Source organism: Helcococcus sueciensis DSM 17243, from assembly GCF_000423145.1.
GTDB classification, from domain to species: domain Bacteria; phylum Bacillota; class Clostridia; order Tissierellales; family Peptoniphilaceae; genus Helcococcus; species Helcococcus sueciensis.
Window position 1 is genome coordinate 39,063 of the sequence record NZ_AUHK01000004.1, and the last position, 24,966, is coordinate 64,028.

At 27.5% G+C, this 24,966-nt stretch carries 22 protein-coding genes and 1 other annotated feature; of the genes, 4 read left to right on the forward strand and 18 right to left on the reverse strand.

Annotated elements, in window-relative coordinates; all coding sequences use genetic code 11:
- Positions 1-188: 188 nt before the first annotated feature.
- The 4 genes from ileS to G534_RS0101975 form a co-directional block, all read right to left on the reverse strand.
- Positions 189-3,284 carry an isoleucine--tRNA ligase gene (gene ileS / locus G534_RS0101955; protein WP_027347615.1) on the reverse strand — a complete coding sequence of 1,032 codons (3,096 nt, stop codon included), beginning with the start codon at positions 3,282-3,284 and terminating at the stop codon, positions 189-191.
- An 88-nt stretch (positions 3,285-3,372) separates the two neighbouring features.
- Positions 3,373-3,574: a binding site (T-box leader), on the reverse strand.
- A gap of 58 nt (positions 3,575-3,632) precedes the next feature.
- Positions 3,633-4,361 carry an amino acid ABC transporter ATP-binding protein gene (locus G534_RS0101965; protein WP_027347616.1) on the reverse strand — a complete coding sequence of 243 codons (729 nt, stop codon included), beginning with the start codon at positions 4,359-4,361 and terminating at the stop codon, positions 3,633-3,635.
- 8 nt (positions 4,362-4,369) lie between these two features.
- Positions 4,370-5,917 carry an ABC transporter substrate-binding protein/permease gene (locus G534_RS0101970; protein ID WP_027347617.1) on the reverse strand — a complete coding sequence of 516 codons (1,548 nt, stop codon included), beginning with the start codon at positions 5,915-5,917 and terminating at the stop codon, positions 4,370-4,372.
- Positions 5,918-5,938: 21 nt separating this feature from the next.
- Entirely contained in the window at positions 5,939-6,925 is a 987-nt protein-coding gene (locus G534_RS0101975) for a hypothetical protein (RefSeq protein WP_027347618.1), read from the reverse strand.
- A gap of 122 nt (positions 6,926-7,047) precedes the next feature.
- Between G534_RS0101975 and G534_RS0101980 the strand changes: the two genes are divergently transcribed.
- Positions 7,048-7,947: a YihY/virulence factor BrkB family protein gene (locus G534_RS0101980; RefSeq protein WP_027347619.1), complete on the forward strand. Its 900-nt coding sequence runs from the start codon at positions 7,048-7,050 to the stop codon at positions 7,945-7,947.
- A 789-nt stretch (positions 7,948-8,736) separates the two neighbouring features.
- Here G534_RS0101980 and G534_RS0101985 read toward each other — a convergent pair.
- The 9 genes from G534_RS0101985 to G534_RS07680 all read right to left on the reverse strand — a co-directional run bounded on the left by G534_RS0101985 (position 8,737) and on the right by G534_RS07680 (position 18,232).
- On the reverse strand, positions 8,737-10,008 hold the full coding sequence (locus G534_RS0101985; RefSeq protein ID WP_027347620.1) for an ABC transporter permease: 1,272 nt from the start codon (positions 10,006-10,008) through the stop codon (positions 8,737-8,739).
- Between the two features lies 1 nt (position 10,009).
- Positions 10,010-10,909: an ABC transporter ATP-binding protein gene (locus G534_RS0101990; RefSeq protein ID WP_027347621.1), complete on the reverse strand. Its 900-nt coding sequence runs from the start codon at positions 10,907-10,909 to the stop codon at positions 10,010-10,012.
- A 73-nt stretch (positions 10,910-10,982) separates the two neighbouring features.
- Complete coding sequence (locus G534_RS0101995; protein WP_027347622.1) at positions 10,983-11,618, reverse strand: ComF family protein; 636 nt, start codon at positions 11,616-11,618, stop codon at positions 10,983-10,985.
- Positions 11,611-13,824: an SF1B family DNA helicase RecD2 gene (gene recD2 / locus G534_RS0102000; RefSeq protein WP_027347623.1), complete on the reverse strand. Its 2,214-nt coding sequence runs from the start codon at positions 13,822-13,824 to the stop codon at positions 11,611-11,613. Before recD2 ends, G534_RS0101995 begins: the two co-directional genes overlap by 8 nt.
- A gap of 1 nt (position 13,825) precedes the next feature.
- Positions 13,826-15,100: a UDP-N-acetylglucosamine 1-carboxyvinyltransferase gene (murA, locus tag G534_RS0102005; protein WP_027347624.1), complete on the reverse strand. Its 1,275-nt coding sequence runs from the start codon at positions 15,098-15,100 to the stop codon at positions 13,826-13,828.
- Between the two features lie 58 nt (positions 15,101-15,158).
- On the reverse strand, positions 15,159-15,890 hold the full coding sequence (locus G534_RS0102010) for an HAD family hydrolase (RefSeq protein WP_027347625.1): 732 nt from the start codon (positions 15,888-15,890) through the stop codon (positions 15,159-15,161).
- 46 nt (positions 15,891-15,936) lie between these two features.
- A complete protein-coding gene (locus tag G534_RS0102015) occupies positions 15,937-16,503 on the reverse strand; it encodes a hypothetical protein (RefSeq protein WP_027347626.1) in 567 nt (188 codons plus the stop codon).
- A gap of 8 nt (positions 16,504-16,511) precedes the next feature.
- Positions 16,512-17,315, reverse strand: coding sequence for a type I methionyl aminopeptidase (gene map / locus G534_RS0102020; RefSeq protein ID WP_027347627.1), 804 nt, complete (start codon positions 17,313-17,315; stop codon positions 16,512-16,514).
- Positions 17,316-17,317: 2 nt separating this feature from the next.
- Positions 17,318-18,232 carry a tetratricopeptide repeat protein gene (locus G534_RS07680; RefSeq protein ID WP_051177384.1) on the reverse strand — a complete coding sequence of 305 codons (915 nt, stop codon included), beginning with the start codon at positions 18,230-18,232 and terminating at the stop codon, positions 17,318-17,320.
- Between the two features lie 100 nt (positions 18,233-18,332).
- Between G534_RS07680 and G534_RS0102030 the strand changes: the two genes are divergently transcribed.
- Positions 18,333-19,154, forward strand: a complete 822-nt coding sequence (locus tag G534_RS0102030) for a phosphatase PAP2 family protein (RefSeq protein WP_027347628.1) — start codon at positions 18,333-18,335, stop codon at positions 19,152-19,154.
- A 67-nt stretch (positions 19,155-19,221) separates the two neighbouring features.
- Here the strand turns inward: G534_RS0102030 and G534_RS0102035 are convergent, their stop codons facing one another.
- Positions 19,222-20,043, reverse strand: a complete 822-nt coding sequence (locus G534_RS0102035; protein WP_027347629.1) for a Cof-type HAD-IIB family hydrolase — start codon at positions 20,041-20,043, stop codon at positions 19,222-19,224.
- 16 nt (positions 20,044-20,059) lie between these two features.
- On the reverse strand, positions 20,060-21,262 hold the full coding sequence (locus tag G534_RS0102040) for a D-alanyl-D-alanine carboxypeptidase family protein (protein ID WP_027347630.1): 1,203 nt from the start codon (positions 21,260-21,262) through the stop codon (positions 20,060-20,062).
- Positions 21,263-21,394: 132 nt separating this feature from the next.
- Between G534_RS0102040 and mscL the strand changes: the two genes are divergently transcribed.
- Positions 21,395-21,784: a large conductance mechanosensitive channel protein MscL gene (mscL, locus tag G534_RS0102045; protein ID WP_027347631.1), complete on the forward strand. Its 390-nt coding sequence runs from the start codon at positions 21,395-21,397 to the stop codon at positions 21,782-21,784.
- Positions 21,785-21,876: 92 nt separating this feature from the next.
- Positions 21,877-22,503 carry a hypothetical protein gene (locus tag G534_RS0102050; RefSeq protein ID WP_027347632.1) on the forward strand — a complete coding sequence of 209 codons (627 nt, stop codon included), beginning with the start codon at positions 21,877-21,879 and terminating at the stop codon, positions 22,501-22,503.
- A 51-nt stretch (positions 22,504-22,554) separates the two neighbouring features.
- Here the strand turns inward: G534_RS0102050 and G534_RS0102055 are convergent, their stop codons facing one another.
- The 3 genes from G534_RS0102055 to G534_RS0102065 are packed head-to-tail and all read right to left on the reverse strand — an operon-like array spanning position 22,555 to position 24,966.
- Entirely contained in the window at positions 22,555-23,160 is a 606-nt protein-coding gene (locus G534_RS0102055) for a ribonuclease H1 domain-containing protein (protein WP_027347633.1), read from the reverse strand.
- On the reverse strand, positions 23,153-23,683 hold the full coding sequence (locus tag G534_RS0102060; protein WP_027347634.1) for a phosphatidylglycerophosphatase A family protein: 531 nt from the start codon (positions 23,681-23,683) through the stop codon (positions 23,153-23,155). Before G534_RS0102060 ends, G534_RS0102055 begins: the two co-directional genes overlap by 8 nt.
- An 8-nt stretch (positions 23,684-23,691) precedes the next feature.
- Positions 23,692-24,966, reverse strand: coding sequence for a glucose-6-phosphate isomerase (locus G534_RS0102065; protein WP_027347635.1), 1,275 nt, complete (start codon positions 24,964-24,966; stop codon positions 23,692-23,694).

A 24,966-nucleotide genomic window follows, 5' to 3' on the forward strand; every position in this document is an offset into this window, starting at 1 on the left:
TAATTATTTCATTGTTTCGAATTAATTATTATTAATTATACCCTCTATTTATATAATTCTATCATTTTTATTTTATTAAAATCAAAATTGCAATATATAATTTAACTTATTTTTTACAAAAGATTTTTACTTTATATATAAAAAAGGCTAGAAATTAATATTTCTAGCCTTTTAATCAAAACTTCTTACTAAACTCTCTTTAAAACAAATTTTACTTTTCTATCATTCAATTCTTGTTCATCAACATCTAATTTTTCTCTAATAAGTTTTGTAGCAAGTGTTTCTTCCATAATTTCATCTTTGAAGTTCTCAAATGATTTGAATGTTTCATCATCAGTATCTACTGAGATTTCTATTTCATCTGTTACTTCATACCCATTTTGTTTTCTTTGTTGTTGAACTTTTGATACTAATTCTCTCATATATCCTTCGTCACGAAGCTCTGGTGTTAATTCCGTATCAAGAATTACAAAGATATTTTTATCCATGGTTATATCAAAACCTTCTTTACTTGATATACGAACTTCGATGTATTCTTTCTTGATTTCTACATCTTCACCATTTAATTTCATAACTACTGGACTTTCTTCTAATCTATCCAATAAATCTTTAGAATCTAATGATTTTAGCTCTTTTGCTAAAGCTCCAACATTTTTCCCTAAAATTGACCCAGCTACTTTGAAATTTGGTTTTAATTCAAAGTTCATATATTTTGATAAATCATCACTAAATACAACTTCTTTAACGTTTAACTCATCTTTTATTAATGATAATACATCTTGTAATAAAGTTTCATGTGATTTATCTAGAAGTATTTCTGATAATGGTTGTCTTACTTTTATACCTGCATCTTCTCTTGATGATCTCCCAAGAGTAACAATCTTTCTAACTAAGTCCATTTTTTCTTCTAATTTTTCGTCTATTAAAGACTCATCAAGTTCTGGAAGTATTTCTAAATGAACAGATTCTCCATCTGTTAGATTGTGATACATTTCTTCTGTTGTAAATGGTATAATTGGCGCTAAAAGTTTTGTAACCCCCAGTAATACTTCATAAGTTGTATTATATACTGATTTTTTATCTTCATTTATTTCGGATTGCCAAAATCTTCTTCTATTTCTTCTTATATACCAGTTTGAAAAATCTTCTACTAGGAATTCAGAAATTGCTCTTGCAACATTTGTATATTCAAACATTGCCATTTCTTTGTTGTAGTAGTCAATCAATGAATTGTATTTTGAAATTAACCATCTATCAATTTCTTGTCTATCTTCATAGTCAACAAAGAATGATGTAGGATCTATACCGTCTGTTTCAGCATATAGCTGGAAGAATGAATAGATATTTCTATAAGTTCTAAATAGTTTTGCTTCAACTTCTCTAACACCATCTTCATCGAATTTTGTTGGTATCCATGCTGGAGAAACATATATTGAATAGAATCTTACAGCATCTGCTCCGTATTTATCAAACATTTCAAATGGATCTAATGTATTTCCTTTTGATTTAGACATTTTTTTGCCTTCTTTATCTAAAACAAGATCATTTGAAAGTACATTTTTGTATGGAGCAACACCTTTATACATTGTAGATATAGCCATCAAAGTGTAGAACCATCCTCTTGTTTGATCTATACCTTCAGAAATAAAATCTGCTGGGAATAGATTTTTGAATTTTTCTTGATTTTCAAATGGATAGTGGTTTTGTGCAAATGGCATAGCACCAGAATCAAACCAAACGTCCATTACATCTGGAACTCTGGTATAAATTGATCCATCTTCCCCTCTAAGATGAATATTATCCACAAATGGTCTGTGTAAATCTAAAGTTTCGATATCGATATCTTCTACAGCCTTTTCTTTAAGCTCTTGTCTTGAACCTACTGTCATAAAATCACCTTTATCATTTACCCAAACAGGTAGTGGTGTTCCCCAGTATCTTGAACGTGATATCGCCCAGTCTTTTATGTTTTCTAACCAGTTTCCAAATCTCTTTTCACCTGTATAAGAAGGATACCAATTCACAGTATTATTATTTGCAATCATTTGATCTTTTACTTTAGTTGTAGCTAAATACCATGATGGTTTTGAATAATAAATTAATGGAGTACCACATCTCCAACAATGTGGATAATTATGTTCCATTTTTTGTTTACTATATACTTTTCCTTGTTCACCCAAATATATAATAATATCAAGGTCAGCATCCATTACTGCTCTTCCTTCCCAAGGTGTTGTTGTGAATTTACCTTCGTCATTTACTGGGTTTACAAGTGGTAAATTATATTTTAACCCTACTTGATAGTCATCTTCACCAAATGCTGGTGCTGAGTGAACTATACCTGTACCATCATCAATAGATACATAATCTGCAAGAGTTACAAAGAAGGCTTTTTTATTTACTTCAACAAATGGTAATAATTGCTCATATTCAAGATATTCTAAATCTCTACCTTTCATTTCTTCTACAATTGTAAAATCATCGCCTAAAACTTTGTTTGCTAAAGATTTTGCAAGATAATAATATTCTTCATTTTGTTTTACTTTTACATAATCAATATCTGGACCAACTGTAAGCGCTACGTTTGAAGGTAAAGTCCATGGAGTTGTTGTCCATGCTAAGAAATATTCATTATCGACATCTTTTCTCTTAAATTTCACAGTAGCTGTTTGTGATTTTATCATTTTATATCCAAGAGCTACTTCATGGGAAGCAAGTCCTGTACCACATCTTGGACAATATGGTAAAATCTTCGCTCCTTCATATAAAAGACCTTTTTTATTGAAATCATCAAGAAGATGCCACACAGTTTCAATATAATCATTATCAAGTGTTATATATGGATTATCCATATCAGCTAAAAACGCCATTCTATCTGACATATCCTTCCACATATCACTATATGTAAATACTGACTCTCTACACACTTTGTTAAACTTTTCTATACCATATTCTTCAATTTCTTTTTTGCTGTTTAATTTCAATTTCTTTTCAGCTTCAATTTCTACAGGAAGTCCATGTGTATCCCAACCAGCTTTTCTTTCTACATAATACCCTTGCATAGTTTTGTGTCTAACTGTCATATCTTTTAAAGTACGAGAAATTACATGGTGAATACCTGGTTTACCATTTGCTGTAGGTGGCCCATCAAAGAATACGTATCTTTCTCCATTTTTTCGTGTGTCTGTAGATAGTTTTAAAAGATTTATCTCTTTCCAATATTCGGAAATAGATTGTTCTCTCTCTTTAACCGACTTATCGTTTAATGCCTTAAATTTCATAATTCCTCCAATATGTTTTTTCCCATTTGAATGTGACCCATGTATTTAATTCAAAATGAATATTAAAAAACCCTATATATACAAAAGTATATATAGGGACGTCAATAACGTGGTACCACCCAAATTCATCAAAATTTGATCTCATAAATGCTTAACGCGCATACACGTATTTTCCTACTATATTCAGAAAATCTTCTCATAAGTGATCTTCACACATATTTCACGAGCTTTTTTCACCAACCAAAGCCTCTCTGTCGATTCATATATGCTACTGTCTTAATCATCGAATTTCACAATTAAAATAATTATATATTAATTATTAAAAATTTTCAATATTTTATAAATAATCATTTATTTTATTTTTAAAAATTCTCTAGTTCTATTATGTTCTGGATTTGTAAATATCTTTTCTGGTGACGCATCTTCGAGTATTATTCCATTATTCATAAATATTACTCTATCAGATACTTGTCTTGCAAAATCCATTTCATGAGTTACAACAATCATAGTAAATCCTAACTCTGCCAAATGTTTCATAGTTGATAATACTTCAGAAACCATTTCTGGATCAAGCGCAGATGTCGGCTCATCAAATAGCATCACTTTTGGCTCCATTGCTAAAGCTCTGGCAATAGCTACTCTTTGCTTTTGCCCACCAGATAGTTGAGATGGCATTGCATTTTGATATTCATCCATTCCTACTAATTTTAAATAGTGAAGAGCTTTTTGTACAGATAAATCTTTAGATCTATTCAAAACTTTTTCTTGAGCTATTGTTGCATTTTTTAGTGCCGTCATATTGTTGAAAAGATTGAATTGTTGAAATACCATTCCTAAATCTTTTCTATATTTATTATGATCAATATTTGTGTCTAAAACATTTTTGCCTTCAAATATTATTTCACCAGAATCTGGTTCCTCTAAGAGATTAATACATCTTAAAAGTGTTGATTTTCCAGATCCTGAAGAACCGATTATTGTAATTACCTCTCCCTCATTAACAGAAAAATCTACCCCCTTTAAAACTTCGTTATTTCCAAATGATTTTTTTAAATTTTTAATTTCTAATAAAACTCCCATAGTTGCTCCTAACTATTTAACGAATGATTAATAATCACTTTTTCATAAGAACCACTTCCATTTAATTTCTTTTCTAATAATCGTAATAGTCCTGTTATACTTAATGTCAGTGTTAAATAAATTACAGATGTAATGAAATATGTTTCAAAAAATCTAAAGTTCGCACCTGCAATAGATCTCGTTGTGAAGAATAATTCATTCACTGAAATAACATTCAGTACTGATGTGTCTTTTATATTTACTATAAATTCATTACCTATATTAGGAATGATATTTTTAAATACTTGTGGCAATATTACAAATCTCATCATTTGAATATGGCTCATACCTAAAGCTTTTGCTGCTTCTTCTTGACCAGTATCAATAGAGTTTATACCTGCTCTAACAATTTCTGCCATATATGCACCAGTATTTATAGATACTATTATAAACGCTGCTGTCATTGGTGCCATATCTATATCGAAGAATAGTTGAAGTCCATAATAGAATAGTACAGCCTGTACCATCATTGGTGTTCCTCTTATAACTTGAACATAAACATTTGATAAAATTTTTAAAAGAGATAGTAATAGATTCATAAAAGCATTTTTTACTTTTTGAGCAGATTTAATCATACCAATTATAAATCCAATTAAAAGCCCTACTATTGTACCTATAAGTGAAATAATTATAGTATACAATGTACCTCTTAAGAACATTGGAGCATTATTTGTAAAAATATCCCAAACAGTGGTGTTTTTTATACCTAATTGAATTTCTATTACATTATTCATCATTTCTTTTTGTTGTTCAACACTTATATTTGAAAGTATGGCATTTATTGGTTCTAATAAATCTGAACCTTTATTTAATCCAATAGCTATCTGTGTGTCTTCCGGATTTGTTTTAAATCCATCTTCAAGTTCAATCATTTTGAATATATCATTTGCCATTTCTGCTGAAATAGCTTCTGGTTTTTCTGCTACATATGCATCTACTTTACCTGTTTGCAATGCAACTCTTATTGTTGGAAAATCAGGCATTGGTGTCACATGATTTACTTCTGGAATTTGTTCAACTAGAGGAACATATATGGTATTTAATTGAGCTACAACCCTAGCTCCAGTAAAATCAGAAAGTGTCTTTGCATCTTTATATTTAGAATCACTTCTTGTTACTAAAACAATATCCGTTTCGTAATAATTTATAGTAAAGTCTAAAACTTTTTTTCTGTCAGGAGTTGGTGACATACCTGCAATAATTGCATCAATTTTACCTGATTGAACAGCTGGTAATAAACCATCCCATTCTATCTTGACAATTTCTAAATCCATCCCCAACTCATCAGCAATTTTCTTTGCTATTTGAACATCATAACCATTTGCATATTCTTGTGTACCTACTACTGGAACTGCACCATTTGAATTGTTTGTCTGCGACCAGTTGAATGGTGCATTCGCAACTTCCATCCCAACTCTTAATACTTTTCTATTATTACTCGCTTTTGACTCCTCAATAGGAATTAATGAAATGATAAGTATTAACGCTAGTAATAGAATACTAACTCTTTTTTTCATAATTTCTCCTCTTATAATCTATTAGTTTGCATTTATAATTATGTTTCTTATTTCTTCTAAAACAAATCTATCAGAGTATTGTGCATATATTAGATAAATATATGGTTTTTCTTTCAGAACATATCCACTTTCAATGCTATATTCATATATTACAGCACCTTCCATACCTATAAATTCTTTTTCTCTTACATTATTTAGATCTGATCTTATTTTAGTTGCATCTTTCATATAAGAAAGTGTATCTTTATACTTGTACTCATCTTTTTCCTTAGTTATTAATAATTGAAGCATTTTTGATATATCTTTAATATTCATGGTATTTTCATCATCGATATTTATAGAAAATCTTCCATTCGCATATGTTTTCCACTCCATATTAACTATATTTTTAACCTCTTGGGTCAGAGCCAATACACCTTCTTCTTCAGGTTTAATTATCATTTCTTTTACCAATAAGCTTAGAGGTTTATCTTCTACTTTTTCTTCATAGAATTCACTCAAATCCACTGATTTATTTAAATCGATTTTACCTTGTTCTTTCAAATCTTCTAAAATCATAGAGATAATATAAATATTATAATTTCTCATCGGAATTCTCATATTTTCATCTTTAATATATATATCATCTTTTGATGCATATACTACATTTACTTTATCTTTTATGATTTTATTTGAATCTATAAATTCTTCTATATTTTTCTTTATTACTTGAGATGGCATTAATTTGTTATCAATAATATTTTGAATACTTTTATTTGTATTTTCAACGCTATCTTCTATAGAAGTTTCAACTATATTTTCATTTTTTGTTTCTTGTATTTTTTTATCTTTTGAATAATTTCTATTTGCAGATATAGATTTTATTAAATTAATAGAAATATAGATAAGTACTATTGAAATAATAGTCGCAAATAAAATAATTATTTTTGTATTTAATTGTAATTCGTTTCGCTTTCTTCTAGCTCTTCTTCTTTTTCGTGAACGTCTTCTTCTATTGTCTCTATCCATTTTTACCTCTCATATATTATAGCATATGTGTAGATGATTTGATTAATACGGAATTGTTTTCTATAATTAAAAATATATAGCTAAAATTTAGTTATTACTAATATTTTAAATAAGGAAAAGTAATGAGAAAAATTGAAAATTTTATTAGATATTTCATAATTAAAATGACAAAAAGTGAATCTGATGTAGCTTCAGCTTATTTAGCATTCTATATTATTTTAGCTTTTATTCCACTTGTGTCATTTTTGTCAAATATGATTGTATTTGTTGTACCAAATTTTGTAGAATTCGTTTATGAAATCACTGAAAACTTACCTAAAGATGTCCAAAACATTTTGAATCCACTTTTTGATAGTTTATTTGGAGGAAGTTCTTCTTCATTATCAATAGTGTCCATTATATCTGCATTGTGGTTAGGATCTAGAGGTTTTCAAGGATTAATTACCGCTTTGAATAAAATATTTGATGTAAATTCAAATTCAAAAATACCTTTTTACACAAAGATATTTTCAGTAATCTATACTATAGCATTTATGATTGTCTTAGCTTCAATACTACTATTCAATGTGTTTAACGAAAAAATTCTACTAATCATTAAATCTATAGCTGAACGTTTTGATTTAATTGATGGATTTGGAGATTTCTTAGTAAATGGAATAACAACAATTTTACCTTTAATATTTACTATTTTAGTTCTTGCTTTCTTTTATAGATTTGCTCCTAGCTTTGAAATATATAAAGCTCCTGAATTTAAATCAATTATTCTAGGATCAATAGTAGGAACTTTAGGTGTAGCATTTATGACTTTCTTTTATAGATATACAAATGATGTACTGACAAAGAAACCATCTGTTTATGGATCACTTGGTAGTATATTGGTAACTTTAGTTTGGCTTTTAGCAATTTGTAATATGATAATTATAGGGGCAGTATTTATAAAAACTTTTGAAGATGTTGTTATAAACAAAAAAACAATTAAAGATTTAGATCCTGATGCTAAGTATTTTACTAAGATTAAATAATGTATGGTGGATTTGTTATTTATTGTATGGGACTTTTGCTGCGGAATCTGCAAAGATTGGTTTGAGATTTATTGTATGGGACTTTTGCTGCGGAATCTGCAAAGATTGGTTTGAGATTTATTTAGTATGGGACTTTTTCGAGAAATCTGCAAAGATTGGTTTGAGATTTATTTAGTATGGCACTTTTTCGAGGAATCTGCAAAGATTGGTTTGAGATTTATTTAGTATGGCACTTTTTCGAGAAATCTGCAAAGATTGGTTTGTTGTGTTCATTTGTTACTGAGAAAAATATACCACTTAGATAACATTTCTGAAAAATGAAAATTTTATCTCAAAAAACCGAAAGAAAACTGCTATTTTTCTGAGAATTAGAAAATAATATTTAAAAAACCGAAAAATCTTCATCAAACGTTACGTAAATGTAATATTTTAGTGGTGATGTCGTTAAATATCGAGTTAATATTGAATATTTTCTGCAGAATTGAAAAAATTTTTCTAAAAATCGAAAAATAGCTGAATTTGTTCTGAGAATTGAAAATATTTTTCTAAAAATCGGAAAACAGCTGAATTTGTTCTGAGAATTGAAATAAATCTGTGAAAAACCGGAAAACAGCTGAATTTGTTCTGAGAATTGAAATAAATCTGTGAAAAACCGAAATGATATTTCTTTAAATATACCATTTGAAAAAGATACAATTTAAATTCTTTAAAAATTAAAAATGGTAGCGTTTCAGAATCTATTCATTCTGATTTACTACCATTTTCTAGTATTTAATTATTAAATCTATACTATTCTTTATCACTCTTCAAAGCTTTAAATATATTCATTTTATTTCCGTAATTAAGAGTTCCTGCCCTATAAATTTTAGTTGCTAATATGCTTAGAAGTATTACAGAAATTAATAATATTCCTATACTTATTAATAATTGTAATCCTGTTACATCAGCCATTTCATATCGTACAAACATCGCAAGTGGTGATGTGAATGGTACATATGATATTATTTTCATAAGTTGAGGATTAGGAGCTGACAAACTCATCATTGGTAGCATAAACGCAACAATTATTGGAATTGTAACCGGTGTTAGAGCTTGATTCAATTCATCTAATTTTGATACAAGTGATCCAATCGCAGCATAAAGTAAATAATATAATGTAACCCCTAATAATAGGAATATTGTAAATACTGCTAAATCCATAAAACCAATATTAAAGTTCATAGATTTTAAGAAATTTAGTAAATTAGGATTTTTCATTAATGTTATGCTAAATCCTATTAATCCAGATACTACTATAGCTAAAAAAGTTATTAAACTAGTTACAACTCCCGCTAAAACTTTACCCCATATTAATGACTTTGGTTTAACTGCTGTAATTAGAAGTTCCATAGTTCTATTATCTTTTTCTCTTGCAACAGATGTTGCAATTAATTGACCTTGTATCAATATCATGAAATACATAAACATAATAGATGCATATGACAGTATATATGATGCTATATTACTTTTCCCTAAGGATTCATAATTAATATTTGGAGTAAAACTATCTATTTTTTCTAAGTCCTCTCTTGAAATATTATAATCTTTCAACTCAATATTATATTTATAGTTATTCTTCATTAGAGTATCAAAATCAGAATTTACATCTCCAAGTGCATTTGAATTTTTATTATAAACTGTAGCTTCTATATCATTTTTTATAACCGCACCTTCATCTATTTTCTCAGATTCTACAGCTTCTTTTAACTCATCAAGGTTTTTATATTCTATTACTTGATATCCTTTTTCTAACTCTGGTATAAGAGTATCGCTTATTTCTCCATCAATAACTACACCTAATTTATTTAAAGGAATAGTTTCTCCTTCTGAAGATTCTTTATCTATTTCACTTTCTTCAACATATGAATTATTAGAATCATCACCTTTAAAAGTGTCTATTATTGCAGGTAAAGCAGTTAATAGTAAAACTATTAATGAAATTATAATCATCGTAATATAGAACGATTTTTCTTTAAGTTTTTGGATAAGTTCAAATCTAAATACTTTTAATATTTCTCTCATATTACGCCTCCTTATCCATAGAAATAAATAACTCTTCAAGAGAAGGTCTAAAAGGTTTGAATACATCTACTTGAATATCTTCTCTTAGTAAATCTTTTAAAAATTCATTACTTGATTTATTATCGGATAGTTCTACAAAAATTTCATCTTTTCTTTCTTCAGCATTTACGACATATGGTAAAGCTTGTATCTTTGATAAAGTATCTAATGATTCGCTGTGTATTAAATATTTATCTTTACCTCTTTTAGCCTTTTCTTCATCTAAGTTTCCAGAAAGTTTAATTCTACCATCTTTAATAAATGTAATATCATTACAAAACTCTTCAACAACTGTCATTTGATGAGATGAGAAAATTACTATTTTGTCTTTATTTATATATTCAACTAAAATATCTTTCAAGACTCTTGCATTAACAGGATCTAAACCAGAAAAAGGCTCATCAAATACAACTATATCTGGTTCATTGATAATAGCTTCAAGTATTTGAACTTTTTGTTGATTACCTTTAGATAATGTTTCTAATTTTTTATTGGCATATTCTGATAGATCTAATTTTTCAAGTCCTTCTAATGCTTTTTCTTTGGCTTTTTCTCTATCCATTCCTTTTAATTCACCAAAATAAACTAGCTGATCAAGAATTTTAATTCTTTGATACATACCTCGCTCTTCTGGTAAATATCCAATAGATACCTCTTCTATATTTAATGGCCTCCCATCTAAAAGGAACTCCCCACTATCCGGCTTAAATACATCCATTAATGTTCTGATAGTAGTAGTCTTTCCAGCTCCGTTTCTTCCTAAAAAGCCCATAGCTTTTCCACTTTCTACAGTAAATGAAATATCATGAAGTATTTGTTTATCTCCAAAACTCTTATTGATATTTTTTATTTCAAGTTTCATAATTACTCCTCTCGATTTATGACTACTAGTTATAAACCATTTTAACATATATGAAAATTTTCATACAAATATTTTATTCATCATTTTCATAAATTTTAGAAGAAGCTATTGCAAGAAATGTAATTTCACAATCATATTTCTTTTTAATTTCTTTTGAAATTAAATTTAATGTTGACCCCGTAGTTACTATATCATCTATAAATAATATTCTTTTATTATCTAAATTTAAACCTTCAAAAACTTTAAAACTATCTTTTAAATTTTTTAGTCTCATTTTTCTATCTAATTTATTTTGATGATTCGTAGGTTTTACTTTTTCTATTATTTGAATCATTTCTTTTTTTGCTGTTTTTGAATAGTATTCACAAAGTATTTTTGATTGATTATATCCCCTTTCATATTCATCCTTATAATACATAGGAATATATGAAATATAGTCGAAATCTAGATTTTTAAATTTTATAAATTTATAAATTATTTCAACAAATGGTTTTACAAGATAAGTACAATCTTCATATTTGAATTTTTTAATAAGAGATTTTAAAAAATTATTATAAAAAAGAGGATATATACATATCCTCTCATCTAATTCTCTAATTCCATCTATAAATTCTAGCCTCTCAATACAATCTTTACAGATATAATTTTTAGTTTTATTTTTTAAACACATATAACAATAATCTTTAGAATAGAATATAAAATTATTCATAATTTCTCCTTAAACTATAATATTTATTAAGATTATAAGCTAAAGTAGATTTTCTTCTATCAATTGTCTCTGTATTAATCATCTTATTTAATATATTTTCATTCCCCACTAATACCACAAGACTTTTTCCTCTTGTAATTCCTGTATATAAAATATTTCTTGTAAGCAACATATAAGGTGCATTGGCCATAGGAATAACAACTATTGGAAACTCTGATCCTTGCGACTTATGTATAGTGATACAATATGACAAAACAATGTCCTGAAATTCTTTAGTATCTAATGTGGCCATTTTATCGTAAAAAACAGTTTCAACAGTTTTATTTTCTAAAAATATATTTCTAATATATCCTATATCACCATTGTATAAACCTTTAGTAATATCAAAAAAATCACCTTTGAACTCTATATCATAATTATTTTTAGTTTGCATTATTTTATCATTTTCTCTAAAAATATATTCCCCAAGTTTTATTTCACTTTTATTAAATATTGGTGGGTTTAGTCTAGCTTGTAATCTTTGATTAATACTATCTACACCACATATTCCTCTCCTAGTCGGCGTAAGAACTTGTATATCTTCTAAAGGGTCTACATTATAAAACTTCGGAAGTCTCTCAACTACAAGATCACAAATAGTATCCAATGTATGTTTATCATCTCTAGTATTTATAAAGAAAAAATCTTTATTTTCTTCATTTAATACAGGCTTCTTGCCATGATTAATTAAATGAGCATTTTTTATAATATTACTTCCCTCACCCTGTCTAAATATTGTTTCTAATTTAATAGTAGGAATAATTTTTGAGTTTATCATATCATTTAAAATATTACCCGGGCCTACAGATGGTAATTGATCGCTATCTCCTACAAACACCACCATGGTACTTTCTTTTATAGCTTTCAATAAATTATTCATAAGAAAAATATCTACCATAGACATTTCGTCTATTATAATTAAATCCGTATCTAATGGATTTTCCTCATTATATTCAAGTTGTGTAATATCTTCAATAGATTTATATCCCAATAATCTATGTATAGTAGAAGCTTCTTTTCCTGTTGATTCTTCCATTCTTTTAGCTGCTCTTCCCGTAGGAGCTGCTAATAGATATCTTAGTCTTAAATTATGAATTATAGAAATAATGGCTTTTATAATCGTAGTTTTACCAGTTCCTGGTCCACCTGTAATTATCATGACCTTCTCTTCAAGAGCTGTTTTAATAGCTTCTTTTTGAGTGTCTGAATATTCTATTTTCTCTATTTTTTCTATATATTCTATTTCTTCATCCATGTCAATATCCTGTATTTTACTATTTTCTCTCATCAATTTAAGTAAATTTTCAGTTATTGATAATTCCATATCATAAATACTTCTTAAATATATAATATCTTTTCCCTCAAAATTAATTATTTTGATTTTATTATAAATTACCATTTCTTGAATAGTATTTATTATTGGATCTATGCCTATTGATAAAAGATTTGATAATCCTTTAATAAAATATTCATAATCCATATAGCAATTACCATTTTTATTCGCTTCTTCATAGAGTAGATATTCCGCACCTGCTATAATTCTAAAATTAGAATCTTTTTTTATTCCTATTTGTAATGCTATTTTATCAGCTATATTAAATCCTACACCTTTTATATCATCTATTAATTTATATGGATTTTTCTCAATTATAGATTTTGTATTTTCTTTATATTTAGCATATATCTGATATGATAATTTATTTCCTATATTAAATTTTTGCAAATAAATTGATACTTCTCTAGATTTTTGTGACTTTATAAAAGAATCATTAATTTTTTCTAATGTTTTTTTTCCAATTCCTTTTATATTTAATAGCTTTTCAGGTTCTTCAGTCATAACTCTTAGAGTGTCTTCACCAAATCTTTTCACTATTTCTTTAGCACGACTTTCCCCTATATTGGAAATTATGCCAGAGCTTAAATATCTCTCTATTTGAGATAATGAGCTTGGCATAATTTTTTTATAAGTATTCAATTTAATTTGTTCCCCATAATCTTTATGGAATACTAAATCTCCAGTTATGGACAGGCTATCCCCTTTATTTAAATCAAATACCTGTCCAACAACTGTTACTAAACCTTCATCAGTATCAAGTAAAAAAACACTATATAAATTTTCTTCATTTCTGTATATAATATCTTCTACTGTACCTTTGGTTTCAATCATTTTAGCCCTCAACTTTAACTACTTCTATATCAGCCCCAATATTTTTAAATTTATTTTCAAAATCATTATATCCACGATAGATATGATAAATATCATGAACTCTAGTTTCGCCTTCAGCTACTAGCCCTGCTAAAATACAAGAAGCTCCCGCTCTAAGATCCGTAGCTTTTACATCTGTTCCCACTAAATTAGGTACACCTTTTATACGAGCTTCATTTCCTTCTGTAATTATCAACGCTTTCATTTTTTGTAATTCTTCTACATGCATAAATCTATTTTCAAATACAGTTTCTTCTACTTTTGAATCACCATCACAAACAGTTAACAATGTCATAAATTGTGATTGAACATCTGTTGCAAGTCCTGGATATGGTAAAGTTTTAATATTTGTAGCTACAGGATGTTCTGCACCAATTACTCTAATCTTATCTTCATCCTCATTTACAATAACTTCACATCCTATTTCTTTTAATTTTGCTATTACTGGGATTAAATGAGCTTCAACTACATCAGTAACTGTTACATCACCCTTAGTAATCGCTCCAGCTATCATATATGTAGCCGCTTCAATTCTATCTGGCATTACAGAATGTTCTCCACCCTTTAATTCTTTAACCCCTACAATTTCAATAGTTTTTGTACCAGCTCCTCTTATTTTAGCTCCTATTTTATTTAAAAAATTCGCTAAATCTGTAATTTCTGGTTCTTGTGCTGCATTATCTATTGTAGTTGTGCCATTTGCAAGTACGGCTGCCATCATAATATTCTCTGTTGCTCCAACTGAAGGGAAGTCAAGATAAATATTATTACCAACCAATCCATTTTCAGCACTTACATCAATTGCATCAATTCCTGTATGAACTTTTGCTCCTAATGCTTCAAATCCCTTCAAATGTAAATCAACTGGTCTAGCACCTATACTACATCCACCAGGCATATATGTTATTGCTCTACCACATCTTGAAAGTAATGGTCCTGTAACCACAAATGATGCTCTCATTTTATTCATAAGGTCAAGTGGTGTAATATAATCTTTTATATTATCATTAAGTATTTTCACACTTGTATCGTCAAGTCTTTCTATTTTGGAGCCCAAATACTCTAGAACATCTAACATAACTTCTACATCTCGTAATTTAGGTAAGTTTCTTATAATAACTTCTTCTTTTGTAAGTAAAGTAGCTGCTAGTAATTTCAGTCCAGAATTTTTTGCACCATCTATTTTGACCTCTCCCTTTAATGGACCATTTGGTCTAACCCTTATAAATTTCTTCATCTTATCTCCTAAACAAAATTTGTATTAATATTTTAAATATTAAATCTAATCTAATAGACTATTTTTCAGACAGTATATATTGTTCTACATCTGAATTTAATTTATATATTACATCTTTTCTTTCAACAATGATATCTGTTCTTTTTGCAAGTTCTTCATCTGAATTTATTTTTTCTAAAAATCTTTTTGATGGATTTATTGCTGTAGCATGTTTCATCATTTTAAGCATTGAATAATCCCCATTTGTATCACCATAAGCATAAGACTCATCAATATCAATATCATGCTTAGTTACAAGTCTTGTAATCTCTCTTTGTTTAGACTTGCTATCCCACATTTGAGTAATTTCACCAGTAAATATTTCATCCTTGAATATATATTCTGTTCCTTGAGTATCATCTACATTATACATTTCACCAAGTAGCTCAACTAAATAATCAGGAGACCCAGACACAAAAAACACCTTATGTCCCTTAGATTTATGATATTTTATCCTATCTCTAGTATATGCATATACTAAATCTCCACCTTCTCTAATAACTTGTTTTGCTGTTTCCATTATTAAAGATTTATGTATACCTTTTAATTTATCTTTATATACATTTCCCATTTCACTTATAAAATCATCATAATCACCGTATCTTCTTTCATACGCTTCATATTTTGCTTTAAGATTTTTCAAGTATGCTTCTTCATCTATTATTCCATATTTTACAAGCTTATTGAAATGTTTAAGCATTATTGATTCTCTCATAACTGTGCCATCAATATCGAAAAAAGCTCCTATCATTTGGCCTCCATACTAAATATATTTATTATTATCCTATTTATAATTCTTATTTTTTATTTTCATCAATTAAAAAATCTGTAGTTTCTTCTATTTCACTATTATCTATGATCTTTGTATCGTCTCCTATTAAACTAATATCTGGAATTATTGTAGTTTCATCCATAAGAGATTCTCTTGATACCTCAGTAGTTTCTTCATTAATTTTATTTTTAATAAGCTTTGTTTCCTCTTTGTCTATATCTAAATCTTTTTCTTTTTTATCTTTTTTTTTATTTTTATCTTTTTTGTCACTTTCATTTTTTTTAAATAATACAGCTAGTGAATCTAATATATCCATTATTAAAGAAAAAGAAAGTGCTACAATACCAAATACTAAAAATTTTGTGCCCGCTATAATTAAACTTAACCCTGCAGGTTCTAGCATTGTTTTATATCCTCTAAAAAAGATTGTTAATCCAATTACCAAAGAAATAGCTGATACAAGATATTTTACCCATTTAGGTTTTACAAATGAATAAATTAGTATTATTACAATAACTGCTACTATAGCTATCAATGGTACTACTGCATTCGCATCTGAATGTTGTGAAATTAATTCTAGTAACGATCTCATACTTACTCCTAAAACTTATAATTTTTTATCCAATTTAAATCTTCATCGTCTAATTTATAATCATCTTGATTTGTTAATATATCTGCTTTTCCTTTTTTAACAACCAAGGTATGTTCAAATTGACATGAATTCTTTCCATCTCTTGTTCTAGCGACCCAATTATTATCTTCTAATCTCATTTTCCACGTACCTATATTAACCATAGGTTCTATAGTAATCACCATATTTTCTATAAGTCTTCTGCCTCGACCTTTAACTCCATAGTGTGGAACTTGAGGATCCTCATGCATTTCTTTTCCGATTCCATGTCCAACAAAATCTCTTACAACAGAAAGACCTTCTGATTCTACATAAGTTTGAATTGCATTTCCTATATCACCAAGTCTATTCCCTTCATATGCTTGTTCTATACCCAAATACAGACTTTTTAATGTCACATCCATTAAATGTTGGTTTTCTTCACTCAATTCCCCTACAGCATATGACCAGCAAGAATCAGATAAATATCCATTGTATTCCACAACATTGTCTACAGATAATATATCTCCTTCTTTAAGAATATCATCCTCTTTAGGAAATCCATGACAAATTACATCATTTAAAGATGTACATAACGCATAAGGAAAACCTTCATATCCTTTTTGCGCAGGCACTGCTCCTTTAAATTTCATATATGCTTCTGCAAAATCATTTACCTGCATTGTAGAAATCCCTGGTCTAATTATTTCTTTTATCGCTAAATGTGTTTTACAAAGAATCTCTCCTGATTTTCTCATTCCTTCTATTTCTTCATTTGTCTTTAATACTATCATCATTAAACTCCAACTATTTCTTTAAACTCTTTACTATTTCTAATTTGTTTAAAATCTTCATCATTTTTTGCATATTCTGATATATCCGGATTTATTTCTACGGATTCATTCAAATCCCTTATTGCAAGATTAATTATTCCCATTTTTATATAAGAACACGCTCTATTATAATATAAATTAGCTAGATTATCTTCCGCTTTTTTTATTCCCTTATTTAATATGTCAACAGATCTTTGATACATATTTCTTTCAATATACAATGCTGATAAATTTAAATAATTAAAACTGTATCTCGGATTTCTCTTTATGGATTCATTATATTGTTCTATGGCCTTGTCGTACTCTTTTAATCTTCCATAAACTACACCTTTATTAAAATACGATCTAAAGTAATTTGGTTCAATCTCAATAGATTTGTTGAGAGCCTTTAAAGCCTCTTCAAATCTGTCTGTATTCTCATAGATTGCGCCTAAATTATTATAAGCCATGAAATCATCATCTACTAATTTTAACACATCATTATAATATTTTATTGCTTTTTCATAATGATTTAAATTATCATATAGATTTGCAAGAAAGAATATGGCCCTATCATATGAAGGGTTTAACTCTATACTTCTTTTATAATATTTAATAGCATTATCATAATCCTCTAACTTTTCAAATTCCATAGCCATTCCATAATATGCTCCTGGTTCGTAGGGATCTATTTTTGCTACACTCTTAAATTTATCTAAAGCTTTATCATATTGTTCAATTTCATCATTCATTAATGCTTGAGCAAATAAAATATCTATTTTTTCGGCATCATTCGAATACTTCAAAGCTGTATCAAATAGTTCATCTGCTTTGTCATACTTTCCCATCTCATAAAATTGCTCAGCTTTTTTCTTGTAATCAATAAGTCTAATTTTCATTTTAACCTCTATGAATAATTATATCAAAAAGATAAAAGATATCACAATATAATTGTAAAACAGCTAATAATTTGATATTCTAAAATTTCATGGAGGAATTATGATTAAAAATAAAGATAAGATAATGTATATACTATTAGTATATGCAATTATATGTATGATAATTGGTAGTTTCTTTGATTTATCAATAAATCAAAGACTATATGCACATGGTGATATATTTCCTAATTTTTTCAAAATAACAGCTGAAGTTCCTATGGTAATACTCATGAGCAGTTCATCATTAATATATTTAAAAAACAAGAAAAATTTAAATAATATATTTAAAGTTTTATTGTTAATAATTAGTATAGCTTTCCCTATAGTGTCTTCTACCACAATTTTAAGCTATTTTGGAATAAATAATATCTTTTATAGTTTAGGAATATTTTTAACTTATATTATAATAGTAGTTTCAATATTAAACTATACAAACCCATTAATAAATGATACAGCTTTAGACTATTGTTTATTCATTATTTGCTCTATAATATCTATATTTATAGTATTTAATTTAATGAAAAACATATGGGGTAGACAAAGATTTTTCTCAATTTATTATGAACAAAATTTTTCACTTTTTACTGATTGGTGGAAAATCAATGGATTTCCAGATTCCGATGCATTTAAATCTTTTCCATCAGGTCATACATCATCAGCTGCAACATCATTAGTTTTGATATATTTTAATGACGTATTTAATATCAAAAATAAATTCATAAAAGTTTTTAGTATAATATTTCCTGTAATATTTACTATATCAACACAATACGCAAGAATTATGGATGGAGCGCACTATTTAACTGACGTATCTATGGCTTTAATACTATCAGTTATTTTAATATTATTTATGAAAAATAAATTTATAAAAAAAAATTTTTAAATCTAAATAAAATAGACCTATAAGATATAGATAAATCTATACTTTAGGTCTATTTTATATTTATTTTTTATATAAGTTCAAAGTGTTTCATAGCATTATATATTCCATCATCATCTACATCTGTTGTAATATAATCCGCAATATCTTTTAAAGGTTGAGAGGAATTCCCCATCGCTATACCTATTTTACAACTTTCAACCATATCATAATCATTTAAACTATCTCCAATAGCTATAGTATCTTCTACTGAAACATCAAGATGTTTTAACATCTTTTCTATTCCTGTAAATTTATTTATACCTTTTACTAATAACTCTCCAGCTGTTTCATATTTTATAATATAATAGTCTTTATCAATTACTCTTTCTAACTCTACTAATTGTTCATAAGAATCAGCATAAACAGTTAATTTATTAATATTTGTTCTATTTTCAAAATACTCTTCAATACTATGTTTTCTTGGTATAATAAAATCTATTGCAGAGAATTCATATTTTGTTTTTTCTTTCTTTTCTCTAAGCCTTTCAAGATTCTCATGTCCTGCATATATAGCATCTTTTCTTGTGTATACCATAGTTTCGCCTTCAAGAACAAATGGTATATCAAATTTATTTAAAAAGTATACTAAATTATCGACCATATGATCAGGTAATATTTTATTATAAATTATTTCATCTTGATATTTAACATATCCACCTGCAGCAGCAATCACACCATCAAAATTAAATTTATAAATAGTTTCTGGTACTTCTGCATATGATCTACCTGTACATATAAAAATTTTATGTCCCTTTTCTTTAAGTAAATTTAAAGCTTCAATTGTACTTGGACTAATTCCTTCTTCATGCGATAGTAATGTTCCGTCAATATCAAAAAATATATATCTCATAATTAACTCCTTTTAATTAAAATAGAAATATTACTTTGTCAAAAAACTCTAATATTGATTCTATAAAATTATCAATAAACGTTGCTTTTGGTACATATCCTTTATTAATTAGATTTATTGTATCCACTACTTCTCCATTATAGCTTAAAGTTGCTTTTCCTAAAATCTCCCCATCTTCATACGGAGCTTTTTTACTTTCATCAATAGAGTAATCTACATCCATAGAATTAGTTTTTGACATTAATTTCTTTATACCTTTCTCAGGATATAGTGGTATTTCTCTTTGTTTTGTACTGCTATCCATTTTAGTAATAAGTGGTATGTTTGGATTTAATTCCATTTTCATAGCATAATTATTTGTTACATAATTATATATTTCTCTTGTAAGTTCATTTCTTACTTCTTTTGTTTCTGCTCCAATTACTACTGAAATCATTCTATAATCCTGAGTTTCATCTTCTAATTTCATATCAAATAAACCCGTAAATCCATATAAAGCTTCTGGCGTACTTCCTGTCTTCAATCCAACTCTTGATTTGATATCTTTTAATGGAATTGTGCTTTCTGCGCTATAATTTCTTGATGGTATATTGAATATTTCAGTTTCTCCATACTTCATAACTTCAGGATAATTTTTAACAACATGAACAGATAATTTGTATAAATCCTTAGCAGACATTACATTTAATTTAACTTTTTCTTTTTCACTTTTTGGGTATTCAGTAATCCCTGATGGATTTACAAAATTTGCACTTTCTAATCCTAGCTCTTTAGCTTTTTTGTTCATATTATTAACAAAATTCTTAATTGAACCAAATGTATGGATAGCAACAGCATTTGCTGCATCATTTCCTGAAACAATCATCATCCCAGAAATTAAATCTTCAAATCTAACTTTTTCTCCTTCATCAAGTTCTAATCTTGAATAACCAAATTGATTTAATTCGGCAGATTCTTTTGTAATAGTAACTTCATCATCAAGTGAAATTTTTCCTTTTTTTATTTCATCCATAGCTAATAGATATGTCATAATCTTTGACATAGAAGCTATAGGTAAGATTTCATCTTCATTTTTTTTGTAAAATTCTAGTCCAGTTTCTAAATCAGCAGCATATATTGCTCTAGCTTGATCTTCATATAAGATTGAATATGCACTAGCTGTATTCAAATTAATAAAAGCAATTATAAATGCTAATAATAATACAAATCTTTTTTTCATACTTTACCTTTCCTACTCATATTCACATATTTAATTAGTATTTTATTATATAAGCATGTAAATATCAATTATTTAAATTGACTATTATAAAAAACTCCAATATAATATACTTAAAAGGAAAGGGAGGATTTCATGATAAAAGAATTTAAAGATTTTATTCAAAAAGGTAATGTATTAGATATGGCAGTTGCTGTAGTTTTAGGTGCTGCTTTCAAAGCTATAGTTGATTCTCTAGTAGAAGATTTAATCACACCATTATTAAGCGCATTTACTGCTGGTGTTGATTTCAAAGATTGGGTTGTATCAGTTGGAAATATTAACTTTACTGTTGGTAATTTTATCAATAATGTTATTTCATTTTTAATTATTGCATTCGTTATGTTCTTAATTGTTAAAGCTTTCAATAAATTCAAAAAAGAAGAAGAGAAAGCAGAACCAACAACAAAAACTTGTCCACATTGTATGGAAGAAGTTAATATAGAAGCTAAAAGATGTCCACATTGTACAAGTGAATTAGCTTAGTATAATCCAAATGATATATACCTTTTAGGTATATATCTTTTTTTTGTTTTAAATGGTATAATTTGTAACTATATAATAGAAAAGAGTTAATTATGAAAAATTTATATATAATATTATCTAAAACAAATACTAAAGTAGCTAAAACTATTAGAATAATAGGTAAACAGAATTATTCTCATGTTTCTATTAGTTTAGAAGAAGACTTTAGTCATATATATGCTTATGGTAGACCTCAATACAATGGCTTTTTACTTGGTGGATTAGTTGAAGAAAGTCTAGATAGATACACTTTAAGAAAAAATATTCCAACGCCAATTAAAATACTTAAAATTGAAATAACTGATCAGCAATATAAATGGATTAAAAATATAATTAATGAAATGCTATATAATCCAGAATATATGTATAATCTTTATTCAATTCTTACATATCCTATAATAAAAGGGATTTATGTAAAAAATAGCTTTACATGTGTAGAATTTGCCGTTTATATATTGCAATATTTAGGATATTTAACAGATAAGCCAGCATATAAATATAAGCCAGATGAAATTTCTCGATTTTTAAATAAACTCACTATATTTGAAGGTGATGCAAGAGAAGTTCTCCCTTATATCGTTGATGATAATTATTACAAAAAAGCAAATATTGATTTATTTATAAAATCTGCGTATTCTTTTTTTAGAATATCTAAAAGATCTATATTTGAATTTATTTGATAAATTAAAAATCTATGGAATTTGATATTATGTCAAAATCCATAGATTTTATTATTTTATACCAACTGCAGTCTTTGCAAGACTATCCGCCATATCATTAAATTTATCATTAGAATGAGCCTTAACTTTTATAAAATAAATGTCAATATCTTTTTTATTTTCTTCAACAAATTTTTTATAATTTTTAGTAAGTTCTATATTTGTTTTCCACTCACCTTCAGCCCAAGCTTTAATACCTATATAATCAAAATGGATATATATTTTTTTCTTTTTTTTCTCAATAGCAAGATTTATAGCTTCCATAGAACCATAAACTTCTCCTGCTACATTTCTTTGTTCTGTATAAAACCCTGCTTCTAGGGAGCCATTTATTTCTAAAGTATCTTCTCTATCTATAAAAACAATACCATATCCTACTATTTTTTTAGAAATATTATAAGATCCGTCTACATATGCTATGCACTCATCTTCAGATAGATTATTAAAATCAAATTTATTAATATCTTCATTATTAATAAACGCCTTTGCTTCTTCTAAAGTTTTAAATGATTTGTATATAGCATTTTTATATCCTATAACTTGCGCTTTGGTTTCTTCCCAAGTTTCAAATATTCCTACTTTTCGTCCATTTCTAACGGCATAATATTTCTTAGTCATAATATGTTAAATTTGGTTGTTTGCTACTGTGAGCAATTCTAGATGCTGCAGCTGCTGCAATAGCTGCAACTATATCATCTAAGAAAGTATTTACTTTTCCATTTTTTTCTTTATCTAATTTATCTATAATACCTATTTTTCTTTTGTCTAGATAACCAAAATTAGTTAAACCTATTGAACCATATAAATTAACAATTGATAAAGGTAAAATTTCATCGATTCCATATAAACCTTCATCAGATTTAATTATCGATAAAATAGGATCAGCAATAAGATCTTTTTCTGCTAATTTATCAATTTCTATTCCTGTAAGCACAGCATTTATAACTTCACGCTTTTCTAAAACTTTATTTAAGCTATACATGCAAAATTCTATTGATAAATCTGGTATATATGGTTTTTGTAATTCATATACTATTTCCGCTATATCAGAAAGTTCTACCCCTCTTTCTGAAAGAGCCTTCTTTGTTAATTCTGTCAACTCTTCCATTGAATACTTGTTTTTTTTATCTAAATTACTCATTCTTTCTCCTAATATCCTGGTTTTTCTAACATTGTAAACATATTTTTCTTATATTCTTCTACTCCTGGTTGATTAAATGGATTTACTCCTAAAACGTATCCTGAAACCCCAATTGCATATTCAAAGAAATATATCATTTTTCCTAAATTATATTCATCTATTTTATCTAAATGTAATATCATATTTGGTACATTTCCAGTGACATGGGCTTTTGTAGTAGCTAAAGAAGCCACTTTATTAACTTCATCTACAGTCTTTCCAACTAGATAGTTTAATCCATCTAAATCTTCTTCATCTTTTTCTATATCAATATCATAATCTACATTATCTACAGTAATTATAGTTTCAAATATATTTCTTTTTCCATCTTGTATCATTTGTCCAATTGAGTGTAAATCTGTAGTAAATATTACTGAAGCGGGGAATATCCCTTTTCCGTCTTTTCCTTCGGATTCTCCATATAATTGTTTCCACCATTCAGCAAAATATCTTAGTTTTTCTTCATAAGCTCCTAGAATTTCTATATCTTTTCCTTCTCTATAAAGCAAATTTCTCATTGCAGCATATTGTAACGCTCCATTTTCTTCAAATTCTTTATTTAAGACTTCTTCTCTGTAAGCTTGTGCACCTTCCATTAATTTTTTAATATCTATACCTACAGCTGCAAGTGGAAGTAGCCCCACTGCAGATAACACTGAGAATCTTCCCCCTACATCATCAGGAACTACAAATGTTTCATATCCCATATTTGTAGCTAATGTCTTTAATGCACCTTTTTCTTTATCAGTTGTAACAAATATTCTTTCTCTTGCTTCTTCAGGTGAATATTTTTCTTCTAATAAAGCCTTAAAAACTCTAAATGCAATCGCTGGTTCTGTAGTTGTTCCAGATTTAGATATAACATTAATAGAGAAATCTTTATCTTTAAGATATTCTTTTATTTCATAAATTTCCATTGATGATAAATTGTTTCCTGCAAATATTAATTCTGGTTTTTTCTTTTCATATGAATTTATAAGTGCTTCATATATAGCTTTCGCTCCTAAATAAGAACCACCAATACCTATTGCTAAAATTACATCAGAATTTGATCTTATTTTTTCACCTGCTTTTAAAATTCTTTCAAACTCTTCTTTATCATAATCAACAGGTAAATCTATCCATCCAAGAAAATCATTCCCTTCACCTTCTTTAGCAAGAAGTTGTTTATTTGCTTTAATCACTTCTTCTTTTATATTAGATAATTTGTCTAAATATAAACTATGTTCTAAATTTAATTTCAT

Excerpts from the sequence above, each read along its gene's own strand:
- G534_RS0102060 (WP_027347634.1), bottom strand. The coding sequence starts at position 23,683 with ATGAGTAATTTAGATAAAAAAAACAAGTATTCAATGGAAGAGTTGACA.
- G534_RS0102035 (WP_027347629.1), bottom strand. The coding sequence starts at position 20,043 with ATGAGATATATATTTTTTGATATTGACGGAACATTACTATCGCATGAA.
- G534_RS07680 (WP_051177384.1), bottom strand. The coding sequence starts at position 18,232 with ATGAAAATTAGACTTATTGATTACAAGAAAAAAGCTGAGCAATTTTAT.
- G534_RS0102010 (WP_027347625.1), bottom strand. The coding sequence starts at position 15,890 with ATGATAGGAGCTTTTTTCGATATTGATGGCACAGTTATGAGAGAATCA.
- G534_RS0102015 (WP_027347626.1), bottom strand. The coding sequence starts at position 16,503 with ATGAGATCGTTACTAGAATTAATTTCACAACATTCAGATGCGAATGCA.
- mscL (WP_027347631.1), top strand. The coding sequence starts at position 21,395 with ATGATAAAAGAATTTAAAGATTTTATTCAAAAAGGTAATGTATTAGAT.
- G534_RS0101995 (WP_027347622.1), bottom strand. The coding sequence starts at position 11,618 with ATGAATAATTTTATATTCTATTCTAAAGATTATTGTTATATGTGTTTA.
- G534_RS0102065 (WP_027347635.1), bottom strand. The coding sequence starts at position 24,966 with ATGAAATTAAATTTAGAACATAGTTTATATTTAGACAAATTATCTAAT.
- map (WP_027347627.1), bottom strand. The coding sequence starts at position 17,315 with ATGATAGTATTAAAGACAAATGAAGAAATAGAAGGAATGAGAAAATCA.
- G534_RS0102050 (WP_027347632.1), top strand. The coding sequence starts at position 21,877 with ATGAAAAATTTATATATAATATTATCTAAAACAAATACTAAAGTAGCT.
- G534_RS0101965 (WP_027347616.1), bottom strand. The coding sequence starts at position 4,361 with ATGGGAGTTTTATTAGAAATTAAAAATTTAAAAAAATCATTTGGAAAT.
- G534_RS0101985 (WP_027347620.1), bottom strand. The coding sequence starts at position 10,008 with ATGAGAGAAATATTAAAAGTATTTAGATTTGAACTTATCCAAAAACTT.
- G534_RS0102030 (WP_027347628.1), top strand. The coding sequence starts at position 18,333 with ATGATTAAAAATAAAGATAAGATAATGTATATACTATTAGTATATGCA.
- G534_RS0102055 (WP_027347633.1), bottom strand. The coding sequence starts at position 23,160 with ATGACTAAGAAATATTATGCCGTTAGAAATGGACGAAAAGTAGGAATA.
- G534_RS0102040 (WP_027347630.1), bottom strand. The coding sequence starts at position 21,262 with ATGAAAAAAAGATTTGTATTATTATTAGCATTTATAATTGCTTTTATT.
- recD2 (WP_027347623.1), bottom strand. The coding sequence starts at position 13,824 with ATGATTGAAACCAAAGGTACAGTAGAAGATATTATATACAGAAATGAA.
- murA (WP_027347624.1), bottom strand. The coding sequence starts at position 15,100 with ATGAAGAAATTTATAAGGGTTAGACCAAATGGTCCATTAAAGGGAGAG.
- G534_RS0101975 (WP_027347618.1), bottom strand. The coding sequence starts at position 6,925 with ATGGATAGAGACAATAGAAGAAGACGTTCACGAAAAAGAAGAAGAGCT.
- G534_RS0101990 (WP_027347621.1), bottom strand. The coding sequence starts at position 10,909 with ATGAAACTTGAAATAAAAAATATCAATAAGAGTTTTGGAGATAAACAA.
- G534_RS0101970 (WP_027347617.1), bottom strand. The coding sequence starts at position 5,917 with ATGAAAAAAAGAGTTAGTATTCTATTACTAGCGTTAATACTTATCATT.
- G534_RS0101980 (WP_027347619.1), top strand. The coding sequence starts at position 7,048 with ATGAGAAAAATTGAAAATTTTATTAGATATTTCATAATTAAAATGACA.